The 23,714-nt window shown below is 68.4% G+C and carries 27 protein-coding genes; 22 read left to right on the forward strand and 5 right to left on the reverse strand.

The window, feature by feature from the left end:
- The first annotated feature begins 59 nt into the window (after positions 1 to 59).
- The 15 genes from AQI95_RS39485 (at position 60) to AQI95_RS39555 (ending at position 11,190) form a co-directional block, all read left to right on the forward strand.
- On the forward strand, positions 60 to 395 hold the full coding sequence (locus tag AQI95_RS39485) for an SH3 domain-containing protein (protein ID WP_208614378.1): 336 nt from the start codon (positions 60 to 62) through the stop codon (positions 393 to 395).
- A gap of 107 nt (positions 396 to 502) precedes the next feature.
- Positions 503 to 970 (forward strand): hypothetical protein, encoded by a 468-nt coding sequence (locus AQI95_RS39490; protein WP_067135689.1) that lies wholly within the window; start codon positions 503 to 505, stop codon positions 968 to 970.
- Complete coding sequence (locus AQI95_RS39495; protein WP_067135585.1) at positions 967 to 1,416, forward strand: hypothetical protein; 450 nt, start codon at positions 967 to 969, stop codon at positions 1,414 to 1,416. The genes AQI95_RS39490 and AQI95_RS39495 overlap by 4 nt, the downstream gene beginning before the upstream one ends.
- A gap of 10 nt (positions 1,417 to 1,426) precedes the next feature.
- Complete coding sequence (locus AQI95_RS39500) at positions 1,427 to 1,855, forward strand: hypothetical protein (RefSeq protein ID WP_067135587.1); 429 nt, start codon at positions 1,427 to 1,429, stop codon at positions 1,853 to 1,855.
- Between the two features lie 33 nt (positions 1,856 to 1,888).
- Complete coding sequence (locus tag AQI95_RS39505; protein ID WP_067135589.1) at positions 1,889 to 2,737, forward strand: winged helix-turn-helix transcriptional regulator; 849 nt, start codon at positions 1,889 to 1,891, stop codon at positions 2,735 to 2,737.
- Positions 2,734 to 3,246: a hypothetical protein gene (locus AQI95_RS39510; protein WP_067135590.1), complete on the forward strand. Its 513-nt coding sequence runs from the start codon at positions 2,734 to 2,736 to the stop codon at positions 3,244 to 3,246. The genes AQI95_RS39505 and AQI95_RS39510 overlap by 4 nt, the downstream gene beginning before the upstream one ends.
- A gap of 86 nt (positions 3,247 to 3,332) precedes the next feature.
- Positions 3,333 to 4,460 carry an MFS transporter gene (locus tag AQI95_RS39515; RefSeq protein ID WP_079071847.1) on the forward strand — a complete coding sequence of 376 codons (1,128 nt, stop codon included), beginning with the start codon at positions 3,333 to 3,335 and terminating at the stop codon, positions 4,458 to 4,460.
- Between the two features lie 32 nt (positions 4,461 to 4,492).
- The gene (locus AQI95_RS39520; protein WP_067135594.1) at positions 4,493 to 4,813 is read left to right on the forward strand and encodes a hypothetical protein; all 321 of its coding nucleotides are present in this window, start codon (positions 4,493 to 4,495) and stop codon (positions 4,811 to 4,813) included.
- A gap of 46 nt (positions 4,814 to 4,859) precedes the next feature.
- Positions 4,860 to 6,125 carry an ATP-grasp domain-containing protein gene (locus AQI95_RS39525; RefSeq protein ID WP_067135596.1) on the forward strand — a complete coding sequence of 422 codons (1,266 nt, stop codon included), beginning with the start codon at positions 4,860 to 4,862 and terminating at the stop codon, positions 6,123 to 6,125.
- Entirely contained in the window at positions 6,122 to 7,276 is a 1,155-nt protein-coding gene (locus tag AQI95_RS39530; RefSeq protein ID WP_067135598.1) for an MFS transporter, read from the forward strand. Before AQI95_RS39525 ends, AQI95_RS39530 begins: the two co-directional genes overlap by 4 nt.
- On the forward strand, positions 7,273 to 7,893 hold the full coding sequence (locus AQI95_RS39535; protein ID WP_067135600.1) for an HAD-IA family hydrolase: 621 nt from the start codon (positions 7,273 to 7,275) through the stop codon (positions 7,891 to 7,893). The genes AQI95_RS39530 and AQI95_RS39535 overlap by 4 nt, the downstream gene beginning before the upstream one ends.
- A 30-nt stretch (positions 7,894 to 7,923) precedes the next feature.
- Positions 7,924 to 8,784, forward strand: a complete 861-nt coding sequence (locus AQI95_RS39540) for an SPDY domain-containing protein (protein WP_067135602.1) — start codon at positions 7,924 to 7,926, stop codon at positions 8,782 to 8,784.
- A gap of 24 nt (positions 8,785 to 8,808) precedes the next feature.
- On the forward strand, positions 8,809 to 9,294 hold the full coding sequence (locus tag AQI95_RS39545; RefSeq protein WP_341849503.1) for a hypothetical protein: 486 nt from the start codon (positions 8,809 to 8,811) through the stop codon (positions 9,292 to 9,294).
- Positions 9,295 to 9,467: 173 nt separating this feature from the next.
- Positions 9,468 to 10,124 carry an SPDY domain-containing protein gene (locus tag AQI95_RS39550; RefSeq protein WP_279617049.1) on the forward strand — a complete coding sequence of 219 codons (657 nt, stop codon included), beginning with the start codon at positions 9,468 to 9,470 and terminating at the stop codon, positions 10,122 to 10,124.
- A 34-nt stretch (positions 10,125 to 10,158) separates the two neighbouring features.
- The gene (locus AQI95_RS39555; RefSeq protein ID WP_067135606.1) at positions 10,159 to 11,190 is read left to right on the forward strand and encodes an MSCRAMM family protein; all 1,032 of its coding nucleotides are present in this window, start codon (positions 10,159 to 10,161) and stop codon (positions 11,188 to 11,190) included.
- Positions 11,191 to 11,314: 124 nt separating this feature from the next.
- Here AQI95_RS39555 and AQI95_RS39560 read toward each other — a convergent pair whose 3' ends face one another.
- Positions 11,315 to 12,160, reverse strand: coding sequence for an SDR family oxidoreductase (locus AQI95_RS39560; protein ID WP_067135607.1), 846 nt, complete (start codon positions 12,158 to 12,160; stop codon positions 11,315 to 11,317).
- Positions 12,161 to 12,298: 138 nt separating this feature from the next.
- Here AQI95_RS39560 and AQI95_RS39565 point away from each other — a divergent pair, with 138 nt between their 5' ends.
- From AQI95_RS39565 to AQI95_RS39580, 5 genes are all read left to right on the forward strand, one after another.
- Complete coding sequence (locus AQI95_RS39565; protein WP_067135608.1) at positions 12,299 to 12,622, forward strand: DUF6087 family protein; 324 nt, start codon at positions 12,299 to 12,301, stop codon at positions 12,620 to 12,622.
- Between the two features lie 127 nt (positions 12,623 to 12,749).
- Positions 12,750 to 12,956, forward strand: coding sequence for a hypothetical protein (locus tag AQI95_RS39570; RefSeq protein ID WP_067135609.1), 207 nt, complete (start codon positions 12,750 to 12,752; stop codon positions 12,954 to 12,956).
- A 217-nt stretch (positions 12,957 to 13,173) separates the two neighbouring features.
- Positions 13,174 to 13,359 carry a DUF6233 domain-containing protein gene (locus tag AQI95_RS49470; protein ID WP_244189014.1) on the forward strand — a complete coding sequence of 62 codons (186 nt, stop codon included), beginning with the start codon at positions 13,174 to 13,176 and terminating at the stop codon, positions 13,357 to 13,359.
- A 275-nt stretch (positions 13,360 to 13,634) separates the two neighbouring features.
- Positions 13,635 to 14,624 carry an ATP-dependent DNA ligase gene (locus tag AQI95_RS39575; protein WP_244189022.1) on the forward strand — a complete coding sequence of 330 codons (990 nt, stop codon included), beginning with the start codon at positions 13,635 to 13,637 and terminating at the stop codon, positions 14,622 to 14,624.
- 434 nt (positions 14,625 to 15,058) lie between these two features.
- Positions 15,059 to 16,102, forward strand: coding sequence for a hypothetical protein (locus tag AQI95_RS39580; RefSeq protein WP_067135611.1), 1,044 nt, complete (start codon positions 15,059 to 15,061; stop codon positions 16,100 to 16,102).
- Between the two features lie 17 nt (positions 16,103 to 16,119).
- Here AQI95_RS39580 and AQI95_RS49475 read toward each other — a convergent pair whose 3' ends face one another.
- From AQI95_RS49475 to AQI95_RS39600, 4 genes are all read right to left on the reverse strand, one after another.
- The gene (locus AQI95_RS49475; protein WP_244189015.1) at positions 16,120 to 16,266 is read right to left on the reverse strand and encodes a hypothetical protein; all 147 of its coding nucleotides are present in this window, start codon (positions 16,264 to 16,266) and stop codon (positions 16,120 to 16,122) included.
- Positions 16,267 to 16,325: 59 nt separating this feature from the next.
- On the reverse strand, positions 16,326 to 18,581 hold the full coding sequence (locus AQI95_RS39585; protein WP_244189016.1) for a tyrosine-type recombinase/integrase: 2,256 nt from the start codon (positions 18,579 to 18,581) through the stop codon (positions 16,326 to 16,328).
- Positions 18,578 to 19,873 carry a tyrosine-type recombinase/integrase gene (locus AQI95_RS39590; protein ID WP_067135612.1) on the reverse strand — a complete coding sequence of 432 codons (1,296 nt, stop codon included), beginning with the start codon at positions 19,871 to 19,873 and terminating at the stop codon, positions 18,578 to 18,580. Before AQI95_RS39590 ends, AQI95_RS39585 begins: the two co-directional genes overlap by 4 nt.
- Before the next feature lie 357 nt (positions 19,874 to 20,230).
- Positions 20,231 to 21,445: an SMI1/KNR4 family protein gene (locus tag AQI95_RS39600; protein WP_244189017.1), complete on the reverse strand. Its 1,215-nt coding sequence runs from the start codon at positions 21,443 to 21,445 to the stop codon at positions 20,231 to 20,233.
- Positions 21,446 to 21,997: 552 nt separating this feature from the next.
- Here AQI95_RS39600 and AQI95_RS39605 point away from each other — a divergent pair.
- Entirely contained in the window at positions 21,998 to 22,288 is a 291-nt protein-coding gene (locus AQI95_RS39605) for a hypothetical protein (protein WP_067135616.1), read from the forward strand.
- Positions 22,289 to 22,300: 12 nt separating this feature from the next.
- A complete protein-coding gene (locus AQI95_RS39610; protein WP_067135617.1) occupies positions 22,301 to 23,119 on the forward strand; it encodes an SPDY domain-containing protein in 819 nt (272 codons plus the stop codon).
- The last annotated feature ends 595 nt before the right edge of the window (positions 23,120 to 23,714 follow it).

Below are 23,714 nucleotides of genomic sequence, written 5' to 3' on the forward strand. Positions count from 1 at the left end.
CAACCCCGGGCTCGGCACTCCCCAGTATCCCTTTTCCCTCGTACGGAGGCTCTTTCCGCATGCGCGCAAACCGCATTGCCGTATCCGCCGCAATCCTCGGCGCCCTCGCCCTGCCGGTCGCGGCGGCGACCACCGCCACGGCCGCTCCGAGCAGCGCCCTGACCTCCCAGTCCTGCAACGACCCTGGCCCGTGGGTCATCGGCACCAAGGCCGTGACCATCCGCTCCAAGGCGTCGGCCAAGTCCACCGCGGTCGGCATCCTGTACCGCGGGCACAAGTTCACCGTCCACAAGACCAGCGGCCACTGGCGCTACATCACGGACCGAACGACGGGTGTGAAGGGCTGGGTGTCCGCTACCTACGTCTACCGCGACGTCCCTATGTGCCTCGACTAAGGCGCGTGCACCAGCAACTCGACTGCGTCTCGGCGCATTTGAGCGTCCGATTGCCTCTCGTTTCTGGCAGTTAGAGGATTCCGGTGTCCTACCAAGAGGAGTCTCCCTTGTCCGACGCTTCACCCGACGCGATAGACGACGTCGTGGGAGTGCTCACCGAACAGATCGAAACTCATTTCGGGATGAGCATGCATCAGTTGAAGGCCGCCGTTGCCGCTGCGCCGACCGCCAACTCCCTTGCAACCGATGTGGTCAAGTGGCACGGCCTTCTCCTGGAATCGCAGACAGTGCTGGAACGAGCTGAGGACACCCTCGTGGCCGCGCTGGAGAGCCAGCCCAGTGAGGTCGACGACCCGACGATGGAGTTGGCCCATCGCGTCAACGCTGCCGTCACCGCCCGCGACGGGCGGGCCATGGTCGTGCGATGGCTCCTCGACCCTGACGCCGTGGGCAAGCAGGACCTGGCCGCCCGGCGGCTGGCCCGCTTGCGCGGGCGTCAGGGACCGGCCGTGCCCACCAGCCCTCCGCCGAGGCCGGCAACCACCCCGCAGCCGGGAAGGAGCCTTGCGCGGTGAGCGTCCGGCTCAAGCCCAGCTCCGCGGACGACCTGCTGCACCAGGTCTTCGGCGTCCCGGTCGGTGACCTGTACACGGCAGCGGTGCATCCCGACGCATCCCCGGCGCTGTCCCGGGCCCTGGAGCTGCGCTCCTTCCTGGCTCTCGCAGAGGAGCAGGTCGCCCGGGTCCGTGACCGCGTCCACGAGGCGATGGCCGCGGACCGTGACATGGACGAGCTGTCCGCCGAGGACCTGCGGATGGACGCGCAGTGGCTGGATGCGGCGCTCGACGCCCGCGACGGCTACCGCGCCGCACTGGATGACCTGCTGCGCACCATGCCCCCACCCGGGCAACGCGCCCGGGCCGTCCGCACCGTGCAGCCGACCCGTGGCCACCGACTGCCATCAGCCGTGGCCTCCCCGGCCCCCCAGGGTGCCGGGGAGGCCACGGGCCGCCGACTGTGAAAGCCCCCGCTTGACCCACCCGACGTCCGCCGAGATCGCCGGACGGATCGAGGACCTCTACGGCGCCCCGCTCGCCGCCCTCGCCTCCCATGCCCAGGACCAGCCGCCTGGCATGCTCTCCGCACTCCTCGGCCTGCACGACTCGCTCGCATTTGCCGAGCGCAGCATCGCCTTCCACCGCGAACGCCTCGCGCAGCTCGTCCACCCCGAGCGGCACATCACCGCCCACGAGGTGCCGCACGTGCTCGACTGCGCCCGCCGCCTCGCGGAAGCGGTCGCCGTACGTGACACCCAGGCGGTGACGGCGTCGGCGGTGCTGCACAGCCTGGTGCGTGTCGAGCCGCCCGAGCCGCCCGAACCGCCCTCCCCGGCTTCGCCTTCTGCCGCAGTGGCCACGGCCCCTGCCAATGGGGCTGCGAGCGCCGCACCGAGCCGCTGACCCTCACGCCTATCTCTCACTGGAGCTTCTTCCTTGGCCCTGACCGGTCTGCCTCCCGACACCGATGCCGACGTCGCCCGGGTCACCGAGGCACTCGCCATGATCACTCCGCGCTGGAACGTACGGATCCTGCTCGCCCTCAGCGGGCAGCCGCTGCGCTACAGCGAACTCGCGGCCAAGGTGTCCTGGCTGCGCGACGGCCAGCTGCACCCCAAGCTGCGCCAGCTGTGTGATGCCGGCCTCGTCCAGCGCACTGAGCACACCTCGCGGCACGTCACCTACGGCCACACCGACCGTGCCGCAACACTGCTGCCGGTTCTGCCGCTGATGGTCACCTGGGCCGAGCGGTATCTGGAGAAGTCCGACCAGCCGCTGCCCGCGATCGAGCAAGTCGAGGACAGTCTCACGCTTCTGACCCGGCGGCACGCCGCCGCGATCCTGTGGGTGCTCAAGATCCGGGGCGAGGCCAGCGGCCGGGCTCTGGCCCAGACGGTCATGCCCGGAAGTGACTGGACCAATATCTACCCACCGCTGCGGCAGCTCGTGGACGACGGTCTCGTCGGAACCGACGGGATCGGGCAGCCCTACCGTCTGTCCGCCGCCGGCGACGGTCTCGGTCCCGTCCTGGGCGCCCTGTCCGCCTGGTCCGCCGGCCAGCCCATCACCCAGGCCGAAGAGCACCCGGTCTGGGGGCGCCCCCGCGCCGCACCTGAAGAGCGGATGTGGCTCAGCAGCCAGACACGGACGCCGGCCCCGACGACCGCGCCCGCACCGTACCCGACCGACCAGACGCCGCCGGCCTGGCAGCGCACCGCTCTGTTCTCCCACGCCACCCCGCCCCGCCCGCTGGCGGCACTTCCGACTGGAGGCCCGCGCCGATGACTACCTTCTTCGAGACCGCCGGCCTCCGGCACGCCTGCACGATGCTGTCCACACCCGGTTTGATCCGCCTGGTCTCCGAGATCGACGACAACGGCCCCATCCCGCCGCGCAGCCTGACTCGCACCGTCCCCGACGTGCCCGTGGCCCAGCTGCGTCAGGCCGTCGAGCAGGCCCGCGCCCTCGGGCTGGTCCGCCACCGTCCTGGTGTCGGCCTCAGCCTGACACCGTCCGGATCGGGCCTGGCCGACGTCTACGACACGATGGCCCGCTGGGCTCGCAGCCGCAGTCTCCCGGCCCCGGTGTGCGACTTCACCGGCCGTGTTCAGCACACCCTCTCGCTCCTCGCTGTGCCTATCGCTCTGACTGCGCGGGAGGCCACCGAGGAGTTCGAAGGCGCTCCGGCTACCGAGGCCGCTGAGCAGCAGGCCGGTCCGCGTGGCCTTCTTACCCAGTGGTTGCGCGAGAACCCGCAGCTTGTCCAGGGCGCCGAGCCCGTGCTGGCCGCGTGAGGGCTGTCAGAGCCCGGCAGGCCCGGCGCCCGCCCTTGTTCCGCAGCGTCTACCTGCCCCGATCGGCTGACGGCGCCGCATTCGCGATGACCACCTACGGCATCCCGCTCATCGTGGTCGCGACGACAAGGTCGGCGACCCTGACGGGCGTTGTGTTCGCGCTGGAGTGGCTGCCGCGCCTGGTGGCGTTCACGGTGGCCGGCTCCCTCGTCGACCGCCACGGCGTCGCCCGCATCTTCCGTACAGCGTGTGTCGGCAGGGCTCTTGTCGTCCTGCTGGCCGCGCTCCTGCTGGCTGCGCCTGACGTCGGGGTGCCGGCGGCGGTGACGGTGATGGCGCTCGCACCGGTGAGCGGCTTCCTCACCGAGTGCAGCTACATCGCTGCGGAGACAGCCGGCGGCGAGGCGAGCCGAACAGCCGGGGACCAGGCGCACCGGGTGCAGTCCGTTTTGCTGGCCATCGACCAGACCACCATGCTGGCCGGGCCCCTGGTCTCAGGACTGCTGCTGGAGTACGGCGGACTGGCTCTTATGCTCATCACACTTGCCGCGCTCTCCCTGCTCGCCGCCACATTGCTTCCCGACAACTCGGCCATGCCGAGTGGTGACTCGCCGGGCAAGAGCGGTGTGAGGGCGGGCTGGGGCACTTTGCGTGCCCTTCCCGCCCTGGCCTGGCTGGTGGGCGGCCTGCTCGTCTCCAATACGGCCATCGCCCTGCTGCAGGCGGCGATGCCGGTGATCGTGGTCACCGAGCTGGGGCGCTCCAGTGCCGATGCGGGATTCATCTGGTCCGCCGCTGCTGTCGCCTCTCTGCTGGCCATCGCTTGCGCGCGTCGGGCAATCGACCGGTGGGGGCTGTGGCCGGTCGGCGCCACCGCTGCCGCCATCGCCGCCGGAGCCACCCTCGCCGTCGCCCAGGCAGACACCTACCGGGGATACGTCCTGCTGATCGCCCTGCTGATGGCCGGCGAAGGCGGCCTCACCGTCGTCCTGCGCACCCTGCGCTCACACCTCATCCCGCCCGAGGTGTTCGGCAGCACCCTAAGCCTGACGATCCTCCTGCTCCTGGTGCCCTTCCCCCTCGCCGGTCTGCTGGTCGCGGCCATCCCGCCCGGCCAGATCGGGCACGCCGTCACCGTCACCTCCCTCCTGCAGGCCCTCGGCCTCTTCACCGCCTTCGCCCGGCTGCGCACCCTGCGCACCACCCCTGCTTGAGCCCTCGTCCCGAAAGGAACCGACGCCCCCGCATGCCCTCCACCGTGCAGGTCGGATTGCCCAGCCTCGACTTTCCGCACCGGGACGGACTCACGATCACCGAACGGTTCCGCGCCTTCGACTCCCAGCACCCCTGGATCTACCGGGCTCTTGAACGGCTCGTCGAGGAGCGTCTTGCTGCCGGAGCCGAGCGTGTCGGGATGAAAGCGCTGTTCGAGGCTCTGCGCTGGCGCCGGCCGCATGGGGTCAAGGGCCTGAACAACAACTACACCGCCTTGTACGCCAGGCGGTTGCTTGCCGCCCATCCGGAGTGGGCGTCCGTGATCGAGGTTCGCCGCCGGCGCAGCCCGTAGAGCCCCTCGGCCACCTGTCCATTTCTGATCTTTGAGGAGTTCGTTCTTGTCCGACCGTCCTGTCGTCCTGATTGTCGCAGCCGCCGACAAGGAAGCCGAGGCATACCGCGGCTACTGCCTTGATTCCGTGGCTGCCGCCTACGACGTCGTCCTGATCACCGGCGAGGAACCGTCGTGGGAGGTGCCGTACATCCGGGACTGCGTGGTCGCCGATCCGACTGATCAGGCGGCGCTGTCCGCTGCCGGCCGAGCCCTGGCCGAACGCTACAACCTGGCAGGAGTGTTCACGTGGACCGAGTGGTACCTCGTGCCCGTGGCTCGCCTCGCGCGCCAGCTCGGCCTGCCCACCACCGGCCCGGAGGCCATGCAGGCGTGCCGCAACAAGGCCACCTCGCGCACCCTGTTCGCCCGGCACGGGGTCCCGTCGGCCGCCTCGGCGAGCGTCCGCACCCTTCAGGAGGCACGTGGCGCGGCCGAGCGGATCGGCTATCCGGTCGTGCTGAAACCGGCCGCGCATGCCGCAAGCATCGGCGTCGTCCGCGCCGAGACCCCCGAACAGCTCACCGCCGCCTTCGAGTTCGCCAACAAGGCCGCCGGTCTGGGGCGGGAGAGCACCAGCGTGCTGGTCGAGGAGTATCTCGACGGGCCCGAGGTGTCGGTCGAGTGCGTCACCCACCGCGGTGAGACCACCGTGGTCGCCCTCACCCACAAGACCGTCAGCGACCCGCCGTACTTCGAAGAACTGGCCCACTGTGTCGACGCCGCCGATCCTCTGATCCACGTGGTCGCCCCGGCGGCACGGGCCGCGATCCGTGCCCTGGGGATCACCGACGGCATCGCCCATGTCGAGATGCGCCTGGTCGACGGACGCCCCCGGCTGGTCGAGGTCAACGGCAGGATCGCCGGAGACATGATCGGCCACCTGGTCCGTCTGTCCACCGGCATCGACCTGCCGCGCGCCGCCGCCGACATCGCCTGCGACCGTGCACCGGACCTCACCCCCACCCGCTACTCGGCCGCCGCGATCCAGCTCATCTACCCGGAAACCTCCGGCATTCTGCGCCGCCTCGACTTCGACGGGCCGCGCCCGCCGTGGCTGGAGCGCGTCCACTTCCAGCGCCACATCGGCGACCAGCTTCTCCTCCCGGCCGATGGCGGCGACATGTTCACCGCCCGTATCGGCTACCTGATCACCACCGCGCCCACCGCCGACCTCGCCCAGGCCCGCGCCGAGCAGGCCGCCCGCAGCCTCCGCATCGACGTCACACCGCACATAGCCGGTTACGTGGTCGCGGGCGGTCGGGCTGCATGAGCCATACCACCGCCTCCGCCCGCCATAGCCGGGGGCTGCTCACCTGCTACTTCCTGGGCCTGGGCATGGTGATGGCCGTGTGGGGCGCCCGGATGCCGGCCGTCCAGCAGGCCGCCCACCTCAGCACCGCCCAGCTGTCTCTTGTCCTGCTCGCCGCCGCTCTCGGGATGGTTGCCGGCCTGTGCAGCGGCGGCCGGCTGGCCCGGCCCGAACGGCTCCCTCTCCTCTTGATCTCGGGAGCTGTCGGCATGGCCGGAACACTCGCCGTTCTGGGCCAGTGCCGCACTCTGTCGTCGCTGCTCGTGGCGGCACTCGCCTTCGGCATCGCACACGGCGTCCTGGACGTCGCAACGAACTCCGCCGCGGTGCGCTGCCAGAACGCCTATGGCCGGCCCATCATGTCCTCCCTGCACGCCGCCTACTCGCTCGGAGCGCTCGGCGCCGCTGCCCTGGCCGCCACCGTCGGCACCAGCCACAGCACCCTGTTCCTGGTGACCGGCCTGGCGCTGATCGCTGCTGTACTCGCTGCCGGACCGCGCACCCTCGCCCTGCACGGCACCGATCAATCTCCGGCGCCTGCCGACGCCGGCTTCGGCGCTGCCCAGGCGGCACTGCCGCCCACGAGGCTGTGGCTGCTGGGTGCACTGGCGGCCGCAAGTCTGCTGGGGGAGGGGGCGGCAGCCGACTGGGCCGCCGTCCACGCTTACTCCCTGCACGCCACCACGGCCGTCGCAGCGAGCGCGTTCGCCTTCTACAGCGCCGCCATGGCCCTGGGACGGCTGAGCGGCGACCGGCTCACCACTGCCTTCGGCGCTTACACAGTGGTCCGTGCCGGCGCACTGCTCGCCGCAACTGGCCTGGCGGTCGGTGTCCTGGTCGACAACGTGCCCGCGGCGCTGGCCGGCTGGACGGTCTTCGGACTCGGTCTGTCCGGCACCGTCCCGTCCCTGATCACCGCCGCCGGGACCGGCGGACCGAAGGCCGTGGCCACGGTCTCCGTCACCGGCTACCTCGGACTGCTGGCCGGCCCCGCACTCATCGGCGCCCTCGCCAGCACCACCACCTTGCCCACGGCCCTGATGCTGCCCGCCCTCCTCGCAGCCGCCATCGGCTTCTTCGCCCACCGCGCCCTGGAGAACACCACCCCTTGACCCCTACCACTGGCCTCGACGCCGTGATCCTCGACTACAACGGCGTCATCGGCCTGCATCCCACCCGCAGCCAGTGGCTCCGCCTCGCCCGCACCGCGTCCTGGCCTGACGACGACCTCACCGGATTCCAGCGCGCCTTCTGGAGCGCCCGCGAACCCTACGACGCCGGCCAGCTCAGCGACAGGGCGTACTGGGCCCGCGTCCTCGGCTCCCACCCCGGCCCCCGACTCCTGCGCGAACTCCTCAGCGCGGACACCGACATGTGGACCGGAACGGACGAGCGCGTCCTGGCCGTCCTCCGCCGCGTCCACCGGACGGGGCTGCCGATGGTGCTCTTGTCCAACGCACCCCGCCACCTCAGCGAGGTGCTCGACACCCACCACTGGCAGCAGCTGATGACCCGGGCCTTGTACTCGGCTCGGCTGGAGCTGTGCAAGCCCGACCCGGCGGTCTACCACCACGCCCTTGTGGCCACCGGCGCCCGCAACCCGGAGCGCGTGTTGTTCGTAGACGACCGCGCCGACAACTGCCACGCCGCTCGCAGCCTGGGGCTGACCGCGCTGCACTACACCGGCCGGCCCGCCGACCTTGAAGCGGCACTGCTCGCCACGGCGTGAACCGCCCCCACCTCACCGTCCCAGGACCCTGTGCTACCCCACGACGACACCACCGACGGGGACGTCTACGTCTCCCCGCGCTACCTTGCCCGCGCCACCGCGATCGGTGATCCCGGCCTCGAGCCGCTGCGCAACCTCGGCTGGGAACTCCGCCACGACGATCTGGGCAACGCCTACCTGACCGCGCCCGACAGCAAGGTCCGTCTCGGCTACCTTCCCGAGGGCGAGGACGACGGCCTGTGGCGCATCAACGCCTACAAAGACCCCTTCGGCCCGCCCGTCTGGGGCGTGTGCTTCAACGACTCCTGCCCGACGGAGTTCGTCATCGCCTTCACCACCGCGCTCGCCGAGGCGTACCAGCAGGGCCCGGACAGCTACTTGGCCAGGCCCCTTTCCGGGAGCAAGGACCATGACCCCTTCCTCGCGGTCGCACCACTGATCAAACGGGGCTGGCTCATCGAGCGGCCTCGCTGGGGGGTCTTCGCTGTCCAGTCACCCGACAGGCTGGCCGGGCTCGAATACACGACCGGTGACCTCGACCCGGAAACCGAGCTGACCACGCGAGAGGCACGCTGGCAGCTGTGGGCCGGCACCTCCATCGACCGGCCTTACTGGTATGCCACCGCCAGCACGGACACCCCCGTTGCTCTGCTCAAGGCCGTCACCGAGTGCCTCTCCGACCCTGCCCCGCTGCCCCGCTGGCGAGAGGACACCTACAGCTACGTCAAAGGCAAGGCCCAGATCACCTCGATCATTCCGCCGGGGCCGCCAGCCCCGACCCCGCTCGACGTCCAGCGTGCCGTCGGCCGCAGGCCAACCGCCCGGCCCGCTGCCAGCGTCCCGCGCTGGAGCACCACCAGCCGCCCCGCGCTGACCGGGCCGCGCCGCTGACATTCCCGGGAGACCCACGTGGCAATGCACGCCCGCGAGTTCTTCGCCGAACTCGAGTTGCCCTTCGCCGACAGTGCCGTTGTCGGCGACACCTACTACGCCACCCCCATACCCGGTGGCCCGCTGCGGCTGCGGATCGACTTCAGCCCCACCCAATGGGCCAACGAGTACACCGGCCTCCGCATCGCCACCCTCCACCAGGACCGAGGCGAACTCGACGTCACCGTCCTACGGTTCGCCGATCACAAGACCTTCGATCACCGCGACTCCACGCGCGGCCTTCAGCCGCACAATTCGGGCTACGGCACGTTCAAGGAGTTCAAGGACCGCCCCGACTGGGTGCCGTGGGAAGGCGCCCACACCAACGGCCTGCGCGATGCGATCGAGCAGTACAGCGCCGTGTGGTTCCCCGGCATGTGGTCGGCACCCACCCCCAGCCACGCTGCGGGCCGAACGGCGCGGCCGGCCCCGTCGCCGTCGGCTCAACGTAGGGCTGCGCGAGCCCGCTGACCATCACAACCCACAGGCAGGACCCTTTTCTGTTGCACGACCCCTTCGAAGACCTCGACCGCGACCAGACGGTGCGAGTCCTGCCCCGCCACCTGGCAGGTCCCGGCTCGGCCGACCTTCGTGCCATCTGGCCATTCCCCTTCGACGACGACTGGTCCCTGCACCAGCCTTCCGTGGAGGAAGGGGCGGTCGCATGCAGCCCGTGCCTTCGGCTCCGTACCGGCTGTGTCCCCGACCCCGACAGGCGGGGCGGCATGCAGTGGATCACCGCCGCACACCGCGACCCCTTCGGCCCGGCCACCTGGCAGATCACCTTCGCTGGCACCACGCCCGTCGAGCTGCTAGGCGACGTGCACAGCGAACTACTCGACCTGTACCTCGAAGACCGACACAGCGACAAAGATCATCTGTTCGAGTCCCAGACGTCAGCGCAGGAGGCGTACGTACCGCTGCTCGCACGCGGCTGGAGGCACACGGTCAAGACCGACGGCACCCAGATCTTCCTCGCCCCAGACACCCTTGGCGGGGTGCAGCATCAGTACGACCGGACCCTCAGCTCCCGCCTCGCGCCGTCCTGGCGAGCCTGGGGCGGTCAGCCGGATGAACCCCACTGGAGCGTGCAGTTCTCCCCATCGACGCCCACCACCCTGGTCGCAGCCTTCACCGCCTCCCTGCTTTCCATCGAGCCGGTAGAGCGCACCGTGAAGGACATCCCCTTCTTCACGCGCCACCACGTCTCCATAGCGGCGGCCACAACGGCCAAGCCGCCCAAGCCGTTTACGCCGGTCGCCACGCCGCCCCTGAGGCCGACCATGAGCAGAACCCGCTGACACGCCAGTACCCACCACCAAGGAGCCCCTCTTCGTGCACGCCCGTATCGTCCGCGGCACCCTCCGATCCACTGCCATCGCTGCCGCGTTGACCGGCATCCTTACCTGGGCACCGACAGCTACCGCACAGCCCGCCCAGCCGACGCCCTCCACCACCGCCCTCACCGAGAGCGAGACCCCGGCACCCGATGCCGGAAGCGTCACGCTCACCACGAAGGATCCGGCCGGAGACGTTCTCCAAGGCGCCTCGTACCTGCTTCTCGACGCCACCGGCCAGGAGGCCGGGCACGGCACGACCGACGCACAGGGAACGCTGACCTTTCCCGGCCTCGCGCCGGGCGTCTACCGGTTGAAGGAGACCGCCGCCGGCAGCCCCCTCTACGACGTCGTCGCCGACCAGGACGTGATCGTCACGCCCGGCGGCACCACCCGCCTGGCCATCGTCGCCCCGTTCAAGTCCGCCCACGTCCTGCTCCAGGCCAAGGACGACAAGACCGGCAAGCTCCTGTCCGGCGTCACCGTGAACATCGGCAGCAGCGATACGACCCTGCTCACCCTCACCACCGGGCCGAAGGGCACTGCCACCGGTGACCTGCCCGTGAGCAGCCGGAGGGCCGATTTCTGGATCAAGGAGACCAAGGCTCCCGCCGGATACGACCTATACACGCGCACCAAGACCTTCACCGCAGGCCCCGGCGCCCCGGTCACCGTGACCGTCACCAACTCGAAGCGCTCGACCTCGCCGAATCCCCCGCCGACCAAGAAGCCCACCCATACCCCGTCCGCACCGGGGGACAAGCCGACCAGCGGAACCTCCGGGGGATCCGGGCCCAGCCCGACGACCTCTGACACGTCCGACAGCGTTCCTTCGGCTGCCCCGGTGCAGGACGCGACCGATGATGCATCGCCCACGGCTCCGGTCGGCTCCCTGGCCCACACCGGCGCCGACGCCAGCCCGTGGCTCCTGGGCGGCGCTGGACTCCTTGTCGCCGGCGGCACCGCGGCCGTCATTGCCGCTCGGCGCCGAGCCAGGACCGAAAGGGAGGACACCCCTGCCGACAACTGACCCCAGCTGAGCCCGCGCCCATTTGCCCCCGGAACCTCGCGGACCGGGGGCTGTCGGCTGTTCAGCCCATCTGTGAGCGGTGGCTTTCACCAGACGGTTTGGAAGAGCACCGGAAGCCGGCCCGTTACGGGTTGCTCGGCGTGTTGGTTCCTGCGGCGAGGAACTCCCGGGCGCCGCGCAGCGAGGTGACCAACTCTCGTTGGGTCGCGCGGCAGTCGAGACGGACGTCGAGCCCACCGGGGATCCCTGATTCGCTGCGCCGTCCTGCCCGCAGCCTGGAGACGTCGAGCCCATCGCGGCGAGCGATGAGGACACCGAGGTCGTAACGGCTGACAGGCTCGGCCCCCGCAAGATGGCGCACACCGGAAGCGTCTGAGAACACCAGCTCCAGCAGAGCGGCGGCCAGATCGGATACATGCACCGGGCAGCGGACGTCGTCCGTGAACAGCGCCCCGTCCCACCTGCCCGACGTCAAGTCATGCACTGCCCGGACATGAACAGAGCGTCGGTCGCCAATGATCAGAGAGGTACGGGCGACGACGGCGTCCGGGTACACGAGGCGGACGCCGGTCTCGGCCGCTGCCTTCGCCGCGCCGTACGGGGTGACAGGATCGGGTAGCTGGGACTCGTCATAGTGGACGCTCGCGCCGGAGAACACCGCGTCGCTCGACACATGGACCAGTCGACAGCCGCGCCGGGCGGCGGCCAGCGCGAGCCGCACAGGTCCCTCTGCCGTCACCGCCCAGTCGGCTGCGCAGCTGGTCGCGTTGATGATGACGCACGGCGCCAGGTCAGCAACGACACTTTCCACACGCTGTGGACTCCTCAGGTCAAGGGCGTGCCAGGTGGCTTCCGGGACCGAGCCCGGCCGAGTCGCGAACGTCGCGGCCGTGACATGCCCCGCAGCTGTCGCCTGACGGACCAGCTCGCTTCCGAGGAACCCGCTGCCACCAACGATTAAGACCGACATAACGCGACACCATAGAGAATCACGGATGTCTCCAACCGGTCTTCCATAAACAGGCATACGGGCAGGGTGCCAGTGTGCGGACTGATGAGTATTGGCCCAGGGTGGCGGTGGAGGGCGGCCCTGCGACACGATGCTGCGATGCACGAGGAGCCCTTGGAGGAGTGGGCGAGGCGGCGCGAGGAGCCCCGGAACGCCTCCAAGGGGAAGCTGCGCGCGATGCCGCTCACCTCGGGCCCCCACCGAGGGGCGCACGTGGGGCCCGGCGCGCCCAGGGCGATCGAGGAGTGGAACGGCACTCAGTGGGTGACCGTGGGCATCGTCCCAAACCTGGCCGCCGCGCAAGCGTTGCTGTATCCGCGACTGGCGGTGGAGGAGAAGACCGCTGAATGGGACCGACCTGCACTAGGCAAGGGGCGGGGCCGCCACCGCAAACCGTCCCCGGCGGACGAGCAGAAGCGATGACAATCCGCGGTGCAGAAGAGGCCCATCGATCAGCCTTCGCTGAGAACGTTCGGCTTCGGTGAGACGAACAAACGGACAGGTGTGGCACGACATGCGCAAGAAATCGAACACGTGATTGAATCTGGCCATGAGCCCCATCCCCAGCGACCTCACTCGTGCACAAGAGGAGTGGCGCGCCGTCTACCGCCAGCTCGCCGCGCGACCGCAGACCGCTCGGCGGCGCCAGCTCATCCACCTGTCCGCGCAGGTGCTGTTCCACCCGTACTGGCAGGGCCGGAGGACCGGGGTCTGGGCAGCGCTGCACAGTGCTCGCCATGTCCGAGCTGCCTCCTGACCCGCCCCGCCTTCGGGCGATCCTCGCCTACCTTGAGCGGCAGATCGCGGAGAACGACACGGTCGGCAGGTACCTGCGCCTTCAGCGCGACGCCGTACAGAAGGCTCTAAACCGCGCCGAGCGGCCGGCGCCACCGGCGCGGCGCCCGAGCCGCCCTGTATAGGGTGGCGGCTCACTGTCCGCCTTCGCTCCGGCGCAGGCGAGGGTCGGCTATGTCGTGCAGCGGAAGCGCACCCCGACCGGTCCGGAGCCTGCCCTCATTCACCTCACAGATTGCTCCATGATCGAGGGCACGCCGCACCCGATCAGAGCAGACGAGGCACGAGCCGCGCTCACCGATCCCACCATCGAGCCCTGCGCCTTTTGCAGACCGGACACGGAGCTGGGTATGGATCTCGCGTGACCCTCCTCGCTGTGCGCGCGACCCAGTGTGGCCGGATATATTCGCACTTATGGACGGGGTGCTTCAGCGCATCGACCCGGAAACGGACCGGACCGTCGCGGCACGCCTGCTGGGCTGTGCACCCGACGAGGTCGGGTACTGCCCACGCTGCCAAGGGCTGACTCACCGATACGGTCGTAATGCCAAGATCATCTGCCCGGCCTGCCGGGCCGCCGAGCCCACGCTGGCGGCTGGCCCTTCGGGGTGACATGGTGCTTCGACCACCGGTGGAACCGATGCTGGCGCAGGCCCGCAACAGCCTGCCCCCACCCAGCGCGCTTCCGGGCGACCTGATATTTCAGCCGAAGTGGGACGGGTACAGGGCGATCTTGTTCACTCCCTGCCCGTCCCCCGGACCGGTCCTGCTGCAGTCCCGCCGGGGGGCACTTATTCAGGCGCGATTCCCTGACCTGGTGGGCGCGGCGTCCAGCCTGCCTGACGGCCTGGTTCTGGATGGCGAATTGGTCGTACTTGCCGGTGAGCGACTTTCCTTCGAGGCCCTCCAACGCCGTGCGGCCTCCGGGGGACGGACCGCTGCCCGGCTTGCTGGGGAGTTGCCGGCCCACTTCGTAGTGTTCGACGCCCTTCAGATCGATGGGCGTGAACTGTTGCGGACGCCGTACATCGAACGACGCGCCTGCCTGGAGGCAACGTTCACCGAACACCGCCTGAGTGACCCCTGGAGACTGTGCCCGGAGACGACTGACGTTGCCCTCGCGCAGGAGTGGTTTACCTCCTGGACCCAGGCTCCCGGCATCGAGGGCCTTGTGATCCGAGGTAGCCAGCAGCGCTACCTCCCCGGGGCCCGAGCGCTCATCAAGGTGCGCCGTCGGGACACGACGGAGGCCATCGTCGGGGCGATCACCGGCACGCCGCGCCGCCCTCAGACCCTGCTGCTGGGACGCCTTGATCAGGGCGGGGTCCTGCGTCCTGTAGGGCGGAGCACGCCGGTGCGACCGGACGCCGCCCAGCACCTGGCCGAGCAGCTGACGCTCGCAGGGCCGGACCACCCATGGCAAGGCGTACGGTTCACCACCTCGTGGGGCTCACGTACCCCACTTGACGTCGTACTGGTCAAGCCTGACTTGGTAGCCGAGATCGACGTCGACACCTCTCAGAACCGTGGAGCGTGGCGGCACCCGGTTCGTTTCATCCGGCTGCGCTTGGACGTCACCGTTAGGGACGTGCCTCGCTTCGGTGCGGGTGCCATACCGTCCGCAGGATGACCAGAGCCTTCCGGCCCGCAGATGGCAGATCGGCACGTTGTGATGTAGGATCCGCAATTCCGTGAGCACTGGTTCTGCGGGAACGTCAGAATCCGGACCGGGTGAGCAGAGGCCATGTCGGTCGATCATGAGCAATGGGGCTCAGTCTGAGCGCGGGCGAAAGTCGATTGGGCCGATCCGGGTCGGTGCCGTACAGTTCACCGTACCGACGCGGGGTGGAGCAGCTCGGTAGCTCGCTGGGCTCATAACCCAGAGGTCTTCTCTGAACTAGACTCGCCCGTCTTCCCGGCGCGCTAGTGGCACCCGGGGCTGCATAACGATGGACGTTGTGCCTGCCTCCATGCTTCGATGCGATCAGCGTCGCGCGATCGGGGGCAGGCTTGAAGCAAGCAACTCGGGTTCTGAAGCGGAAGGCCATCGCCTCACTCAAGAGAATGACGGCCGCGTTCAACGCAATTGATGAGGAAGGCCGCACCTCATCTGTTCTGCTAAGCCTCCAGCATTCATTTGAGATGCTCGTGAAGGCGGCGCTGGTTCACAATAATGTGCCGGTCTTCGATAAGAGCCTTGGGCGATCGATCGGTTTCGAGAAATGTCTGCAGCTTGCCCGTCAAGAGCAAGGCATAAAGATCACTGACGCCGAAGCCGGAACGCTGCGCGCGATCGACGCCTTGCGCGATGACGAGCAACACTGGTTCAACTCTGTAAGCGAACCGATCCTGTTCATCCACGCTCGCGCCGGCGTGACACTGTTCGACGACCTCTTGAATCGCGTCTTCGGTGAGCGGCTAGCGGACAGCCTCCCGGTGCGCGTTCTGCCGATTTCCACTGAGCCCCCGATGGGGCTCGACATCCTGATTGACCAAGAGTTCACTCAGATTCGGGACCTCTTGCAGCCGGGGCGTCGAGCTCGAAACGAGGCTCGGGCGAGGATCCGAACCCTCCTGGCGATTGAAGGACACGCCTCAGAAGAGAGTCTCGTCAGCGAGAAAGACGTTGATCGAGTAGAGAAGGGGATCGTTGAGGGGAAGTCCAGGGGTGCCGTCTTCCCGGCCCTTGAACAGATTTCCACTGAATTCTCTGGCGAAGGACCGACGCTGGCCGTTCGATTTGATAAGAAGGGCCCACCGGTCAGGTTCGCAGGCGACGATACGGATGCTGCAGCGATCCGCGAAATCGATCTCCAGAAGACATTCCACTGGTCGGCAACGGATCTAGCCAAGAAGCTGGGACTGAGCACCCCGAAGTCAAATGCCTTGCGCCAACACCTGGGTATCGACGCGGATCAGAAGTGCTATTACGTTTTCGAGATGGGCTCACAAAAGCATCCTCGACTCTCGGACAATGCACTCAAGCGCATGAGGGATGCTTTGAAGACCATCGACATGGACGGCGTGTGGGACGCCCACAAGCCGGTAGGCAGAGGCAAGGGGCCTCGTCAGTGCCTCGTGGAGGGGTGCGCGCAGGCTCAGGAGTGATTACCAAGGGTCAGATCTCAAAGCGGGATCTTGGAGACGCCAGCAGATCCGACCCGAACGGCAATCTGACTGAAGCTCGGGATGCCCATGAATACTGGTGAATCCTTCTTCTTCTGCCTCGCGTCCAGCTGCATGATCTTCTCTTCTGCTGCGTCTCGGCTCACCGAGAGACCCTCAACTTCGCCGAGCCATCCCTCTCTTTCTGCTTCGGCAATCCGGTCGTTCAGGTTGTCGCGATTTCGACGAGTCGCCCTCTTTCGTTGGGGTCAACGATGAGGACTGGGCAGCGAACGCAAGCATGCTCATGAATGCAATCGGTCCCGAAGGCTCGTCCGCAAGATCCCAGCGCCAGCTTGCGCCTCTCGAAATGCTCCAGGAACTCCTTCCACTCTTCCGTCGTGACCGCTCGGTATTCATTGCTGGGGCGAAGGCTGCGACGGCGGGCGATGAATGACCTGTGGGCTTCGATAGCCTGAGCCGGATAGACGGCGTTGTAGCCCATGGTCGTGTTGATATTACTGTGACCGGCGATGACTTGAGCGATGTGTGGGGGCAGCCCGTTGAGGATCGCGTCAGTGATGAAGATCCGCCGAAAGTCGTGAGGCTGGAACTTCAACGGGTTTCCGGTGGCGTCGGTCAGCCCGGTCACCATGAGCACATCGTTGAGGGCATCGCGGACCGTATTAGAAGAAATGGGACGTCTATCGCCCGCGACATCCCATTGGTAGAGAATCGGCATGGGGTCATTCCAGACCTTCTCGTGAACGTCGTAGCTGGGGACCGAAGGAATTGCTCCGTTCTCGCCACGGACTCGCGTGACCACGGCGCTCAGGACGTCGGCCAGTTCGGGAGTGACCAGCAGCAGGCGTTCTTGATCTGTCTTCGACGGCGCGATTTGCAGCAGAGGAACGAACTCCCCTGTGGTGGGGAGCTTGTAGCGGATGATGCTGTGATGGCCGAGTTCCAGCAGCTCCTCGATGCGGATGCCGGTGTGCCGGAGGATCTCGATGGTGGCCCAGCCCCAGAACGCCCGCTTCTCCTCTGCCTCAAGGTCACGCCGGCAGCCCGAGGCGTCGTATGCCTGGCCGGTGAGGCCAGCCCGGGACGTGCTCTTCGGTGCCGTGAACGTCTCCCCGAGGACAGTGAATTGGGAGCCGAGAGGGGTGGTGTGAAGGGCATCCAGGCGGGCGCGAGATTCCTTGAGCCGGCGGTCGGCGACACGGATGAGCGCGGGCAAGACGGGGAGCCGCTCACGGGTCCGCTGGTCGGAGGCGGTCTTCTGCCGCTGCTTGGTCCTTTTGTCCGAGCAATCGGCTTCGGTGATCGGGCAGGGTGCTGCCCAAGGCCCCCACCGGGCTGGCTCGTCCAAGGCCCACTGGGCGATGTCGAGGTAGAAGGCCCGGACGAGGGTCTTGACCGCGGGCGCGCTATTGCGCGGTGTGGTGGTCTCCACGACCTGGCCGCCCGGCATGCGACGGCGGTGAGTGACCGTGTTGATGCGGGCCTTCCAGGCGGTGGCGACTTCCGGGGGCAGGTGAAGCGAGGTGATGTCCTCGTGGTGGCGTTCGAGGTCGCCCCAGAAGTTGCTGGCCAGGGCCGCTGACAGGCTTATCAGGGACTTGTGGTCGAGGGATGGCTGGCGTTCGGTGAGGTAGTCGACGATGAGGTCGCGGACCGGTCGGCAGCGCAGTTGATAACGGTCCACGAGTGCCGCGGGGGTCACTTGGCCCGTGCGGGTCTGGAGTCGGAGCAGGGTCGCCGGGGCGTCCGGCGGGAACTGGCCGAGTTCACGCAGAGCGGTGTAGGCGATGCGGGTGCCGCGTGCCGCGTCGTGACTGGTCTCCTGGAGCAGAACGAGGAGGTCGCCGACGGCGATGTCGTCGACGCGGCCGCCGAAGGCCGCCAGGATGCGGGCGACGGCCTTGAGGGCTGCGGAGGCGTGACGGGTGGAATGGATGGCCGCGGGGAACTGGGCCTCCAGACGGGCGAACCCTTCGGGGTCGCGGGCGGCCGCCATGGCTGGGCGCAGGGCGTTGGATGAGCTGGCCGCCAGCCAGGCCGGGGAGGGACGGATGACGTCCGCGCAGATCAAGGCCAGTGTCCCGGAAGCGAGGCAGGCCGAAGTCGGCCGTCGGCCGAGTTCGGCAGCAGCCCAATCGAGGACCGTGCTGTGCCAGCCGGCGGTCGAATGCGCTGCCGGGCTGGCGTCCCAGTTGGCCTGCCAGGTCGATCCGGGAAAGGTCGTGAGCCAGGCCAGGATCGCGCGGGCGCCGACCATGCGAGTGAACTGGGCGCTCTCCACTGCGGCGCGGAAGGGGTGTTGTCGGAGGGTGTCCAGGACATAGTCGGTGTCGGCCTCGGTCATGAACCAGGACTCGAGATTCTGACGCGGTGGGAACCTCTGCAGGAGCGCGGCGGCCTCGGCGCCTGCGAGCTTGCGAGGAGGCTGCGGCGGAGCGGTGAGCGTTGCGGTGGTCATGCGACGAGCCCTCCGAAGAGGGTGTTGAGGGAGTCCTCGTTGTAGGCAGGGGCGGTGGGAGCTGGCGGCGGGGCGTTCTTCTTCGCCTCCTGCCGGGCATGGTGGGCCAGACCTGCCGAGATGACCTCGTCCCGGCTCGGGCGAAGGTACTTCTGGAGCGTGCTCTGATCCTTGTGGCCGAGGATGTGTTGGACGTAGACCAGCGACATTTCGGGGTCCTCGGTCATGCGGTAGGTCGCGGTGTGCCGCAGGTCATGGAGCGTCCAGTTGGCGCCCAGGAGTTCAACCGCCCGCGTGAACATGGCGCGAGCGGCGTCGTAGTTGAGTGGCCGCCAGGGGCGTCGCAGGGTCCACCAGAGAGGTTGGTTGCGGCCTCGCGGGACCCCTTTGCGCCAGGCTTCCTCCTGGTAGAGGCGGAGCCAGACGAACGCGTCGGGGGACGCGGGCAGTTGCTGGTAGTCCCGGGTGCCTTTGCGGATCACTCCGATGAGCTGCTGGCCGGGCAGGGCGTCGCGTTCGGTCGCCGTCAGCAACTCGACCGAGCGGGCGGCGCTGGAGACCCAGAAGGCGAGCAGGGCGCGGTCCCGGTTCGAGCGCAGACCGGCGAAGACCTCGGTGTATTTGTCGTCCGGTATTCGGCGGGGGATCCGCTGAGGGACGGTCGGCCGGTAGCGGCCGGTCCGCTCGTGCTTGAACTCGTCCGCGGGGTTGTGGTGGGCGTGCGACCGTCCCTTGCGGCGGTTGCGGTCCAGCGGGAACGGGTTGACCAGCAAATGGCCGCTGTTGAGGTCGAGATGGAAGTCGTAGAAAGTCCGAAGCACGGTCTCGCAGTGGGCCCGGGTGGCGGGCGCGTACTTCTTGCCGATGGTCGGCTTCCCGGTCACCGGGTTCGGCGTTCCGGGCGCGAGCCGGCGGGTTGGGGGCTTGCGCCGGGCTATCTCGGCGGGATCCTTGCCGCGGTGCCGCCAGTGCACGCGCATCGGCTTGTCCGCGAGTTGCATCCAAAGGGTGAAGTCCCGAGCGTCCTCGCGTACGGCGCGGTCCCATGCGATGTCGTGGGCCCACAGGAATCGCCACCACCGCAGCAGGTCGTTGCCGTACGAGTACAGAGTGGTGGCAGGGCTGTCTGCGGTGAGCAGGTCCTTGAAGTAGACCGCAACCGGTTCGACGCGCTGCCCTTCTGGGTCGATGAGCCGATATGGCTCCCAGGCGTCCCCCGTCGCTTGCAGCCGTCCGATCTCGGGCAGCACAAAGGTCTTCAGGTCTCGTTCATGTGTTCTTGCTTCACGCACTGCCGGAACTTAACAGAAACACCATCTGACCTGCGAAAACGTCAGGGTTAGTTCGGTCAATACACCGCAGGTTCAAATCCTGTCCCCGCTACTCAGATGTGAAGGCCCGGTATCCACCGGGCGTTCACTGCGTGTGGGCCGGTTTGGACCTGGTTCTTGGCGAACAGGGCACCGAGGTCACAGAAGCCGTCAACGTACTGGGCCGCGCCGAAGCCGTATGCCGCCTCGGCAATCAGCCCTCGCGACCCCCGGCAGATCGTTGAGTCAGTGCTCATGACCACCCGGATTTGCTCGGACGGTGCTCATGATCAGCCGACGGTGCCCACGGAGGCCCCAGCCCGTGGTGACGAGGGGCCTTCACCACGGCGCGCCCGGCCCGAACGGTTCGAAGAACATGACGTCCAGCGGATGCAGGTCCCGGCCGGTCAGGCCGGGGAAGCCGGATTCGGCGGGGCCGCCGCGCAACCACGTGAGCAGGGTCGCCGTGAAGTTGCCTGGCAGGGGCGGTCCTTGGTCCCAGTGGCGTGGGTTGACGGCTACGCGCCATGTCTCGGGCGGGCCGTCCGCGCACCAGCCGATCTGGTCCCCGTCGATCGTCGATGCGAACGGCAGGAAGCCGCCGGGCTCGGGCCACGCGGGCATCGGGTAGTACTGGGGATGGGCGGCGCGCAGTTGGCGGTATCCGTCAAGCATGCCCTCGACGGTGGCCGCGAGCCCCTGCTCCCGTGGCCGGTCCAGGGACAGTGGGGCGCTCATGTCCAACCACCAGCTCCAGTTGCTCGCCCCGTACCGCTCCGCGAGCGCCACGAAGTCCGGCGGCAGCCGGGTGCCGAGCCGCTCGAAGACCTGCTCCCATGTGCCCTCGCCCAGATACGGCTCCAGGGGCGGTGGAACCAGCGCCATGACGGCGTCGAGGCCCGAGCCCTCGGTGAGCGCCGCGCGCTGCCGCGCGTCCACGGCGGTGCCCGCAGGCGGTGGCGACCAGGGTGCGGCCCCGGCCAGCGGCGGCCAGACCCGTATCCGTGAGGACAGCGGGCCCAGCAGCCCGCCTGGCTCGCCCGGGTGCGGCACGCCGGTGCGCAGCAGCGTGAACAGCAGCTCCAGGAACGGGACTTCGTAGTTCACCCAGGGCTCGCTCACCCCGACTGCCACATTCGTGGTCATGAGCGTGACCGGCCACTCGTCGGGGTCGTCCGACGCGCCCGTGTTCCAGAAGAGGTGGTCGCCGCTCCTCGTCGTGGCGAAGGCGAGCAGGCCGCCCTCCTCGGGCAGGAAGGGGCGCCGACGCGCGGTGAACATGCCGGGCCGGATCGCCGAGTGCCGGTGCGTCTCGACGATCCATGCTGCGTACTCGAAGCGGCCGTCGGTGCTGACGCACGGGGGGTGCAGCCGGATCGCCGCACCCGGGCCGCCTATCTCGGCCGCACCGTACGCCGACACGAGCGCCTTGTAGTCACCGGGCAGCGGGGTGCCGAGCCAGCCCTCGACCGCCGCCCAGTCGACGGCGGGCGCCGGGCCGGGCGGCGGTCCGACGAGACCTGTGAACGCGGTGATCTGCGCAGAGTGATCCATGGTGCCGAGGATGACATCCCCCACCGACATTGACACTGGGACCTGGCACCGCTCGGGGGTCTGACCCGCCCACTGACTGACGCTTCGGCTGTCCTCGGGCTGAATCGCCCGGCTCCCGGGCGGTGCCACAGCGCGCGTGACCGGCCGGGCTACCGTGACCTCATTGCCTCGCCCAACCCCCTTGCCCCGCAGATCACAGCGTTAACGCAACGGCGTTGGTGCCCACGGAATCGCGGACCCTACATATGAGGCTTATCGACAGCAGTTCGCCTGGGGCAGACAGGAAAGATCCGCGAAAGACTGGCCAACACTTCCAGTGGCATGTCAACGTAGACGACCTTCCCCGAAGGCACCAGGTCAGGAAGGTGATGGTGCCTGACGGTCGGCCGCCAGCCGCTTCTCCCGGAGTTTCGCCGAAGTGGAGACGCCGGCCGACACGCTCGTCGCCGCCGTGCCCGGGGGCGGCCCCCGATGCGTGCAGCGCGCCCGAACGCCGGGGCTCTGCTTATCGGCTGGCCGCCGTATCCGTATCTCCATGCAAGGAGGCTGTCCATGCCGTCTACGGAAATGACCGTTGGAGATCTCATCGACCTGCTGTCCGCCTGCGACCGTGACGCCCCGGTCCGGCAGGCGATCAACCCGTTCTTCCCGATGGAGCACCGCCTCGCCCAGGTCGTCCAGTCCGTCGACGCAGCCGGGCAGACGGTCGTCCATCTTGCCGAAGGCAGCGATGAGCACAGCCAGCTCGGTGCCCTGCCGCCCGAGGTAGCCGTGACGCTGGCCTGGCAGTCTCCCGTCCAGCCGCCGCGTCGCCCCCGCCGCACCGCTCACGGCGGCCAGTAGATCCTCATCATCCTGGAGGTGCCCCTGAATCCCGACTTCCCCCTCGACCCCGCCGCACCCGATCGAACCCAGGCCGCGTACTGGGTCGGCCCCCGCCACCTGGCCGGCGACGACGGACGTCTCTACGACACCGTCGCCGAAACCCTCACCGGCCTTGGCTGGACGAGCCTGACGATGGTCCGCGGCCGACAGGAGCCGGACGAGGCACCGGAAGACCGGCAGGTCGTACGCAGCACCGTCCTGCACCTCAGCCCCGACACCCTCCGATGGGCCCAGTGGATCCTCGCGGACGAGCCGTTCCTGCTGGGGGACCTGCCAGTCGCCTGGCACGTGTGTGCTCGTGCGGACACGGCCAGTCCACTCGCGCAGTGGTCCGCATACTTCACCCCCGACGTCCCCGGAGAGGCCGTCGTCGACTTCCTCGTCGCACTCGACGCACGGGAGCGCCCGGCCGAGGAGTTCGGCGGGACCGAGCTGGTCCTCGACGCCGTCACCACTCACGGCTGGCTCCTCGACATCGACCAGCCCCGTGCGGGAGCAATGGACGCGACCTTCACCTCCCACATCAGCTACGGCACGGTGCCGGCCCTCATCCAGGATGCCGACCCGCGCACCCTGACCGACGACACCGAGACGAGCCTGGACGGGTGGCAGGCATGGGCCGAACCGGTGCTCGGCGCACGGTGCCTGTGGGCCGCGTCGTTCAGTGCAAGCGTCCCGCACGACCTGGTCGCCGCCTTCGCCCGCTCCATCAGCTCCACCGCACCAGTCCAGCGCCGGGTGCTCCCCGAAAGCACCCGGGACCGGCTTCTGCGCGCTCCGGTCATCTGACCGCAGCGCTCAGATCATCCTCACGAGAGGGGAGAGCTGCTGTCGCGCCACACGGGATGACCCCTGCCGCCCTCCGACACCACGAAGCCCAGCCATTCTCACCGGATGGCCGGGCTTCAGGCATATGGGTGCGTTGAACGTCCGCTCAGTACGGTCTAGCGAGTGAGATCACGCCCGCTACCCACCCATTTACCGGTCCTCTCAGGGGCCTACCCGCCTCATGCGCGCCCCTTTGCGGATAACGCCCGTGCAATCCGCTGCGCTGCTCTATCGTCTGTCCTGCGAAGTCGACCAACGACCGCAACGGACACTCCGTTCCACCGCCCCGTGTGAATGCGGCACGCAAGTCGCGTTCCTGGATGAAATGGAGGCCGAGCGTGGGCGGCGGAAGGCATCGCAAAGATGAAAGGGAAGACCGACCACAGATCTTACGGTCGGTCCTGGCCGCACTCGCCAGCCGCCTCCTGACAGAGGCGTTCTGGTTAGTGGTCAAGGACCGATTCAACCTGTAGCCGGCCGCCCAGACACACAAAGAGGTGACCGCTGCAACGGTCACGGACTCGCCCAAGTGACGAGTCCTGCGGGGTCGCATCCG

The organism is Streptomyces yokosukanensis, from assembly GCF_001514035.1.
Taxonomy (GTDB): Bacteria; Actinomycetota; Actinomycetes; order Streptomycetales; family Streptomycetaceae; genus Streptomyces; species Streptomyces yokosukanensis.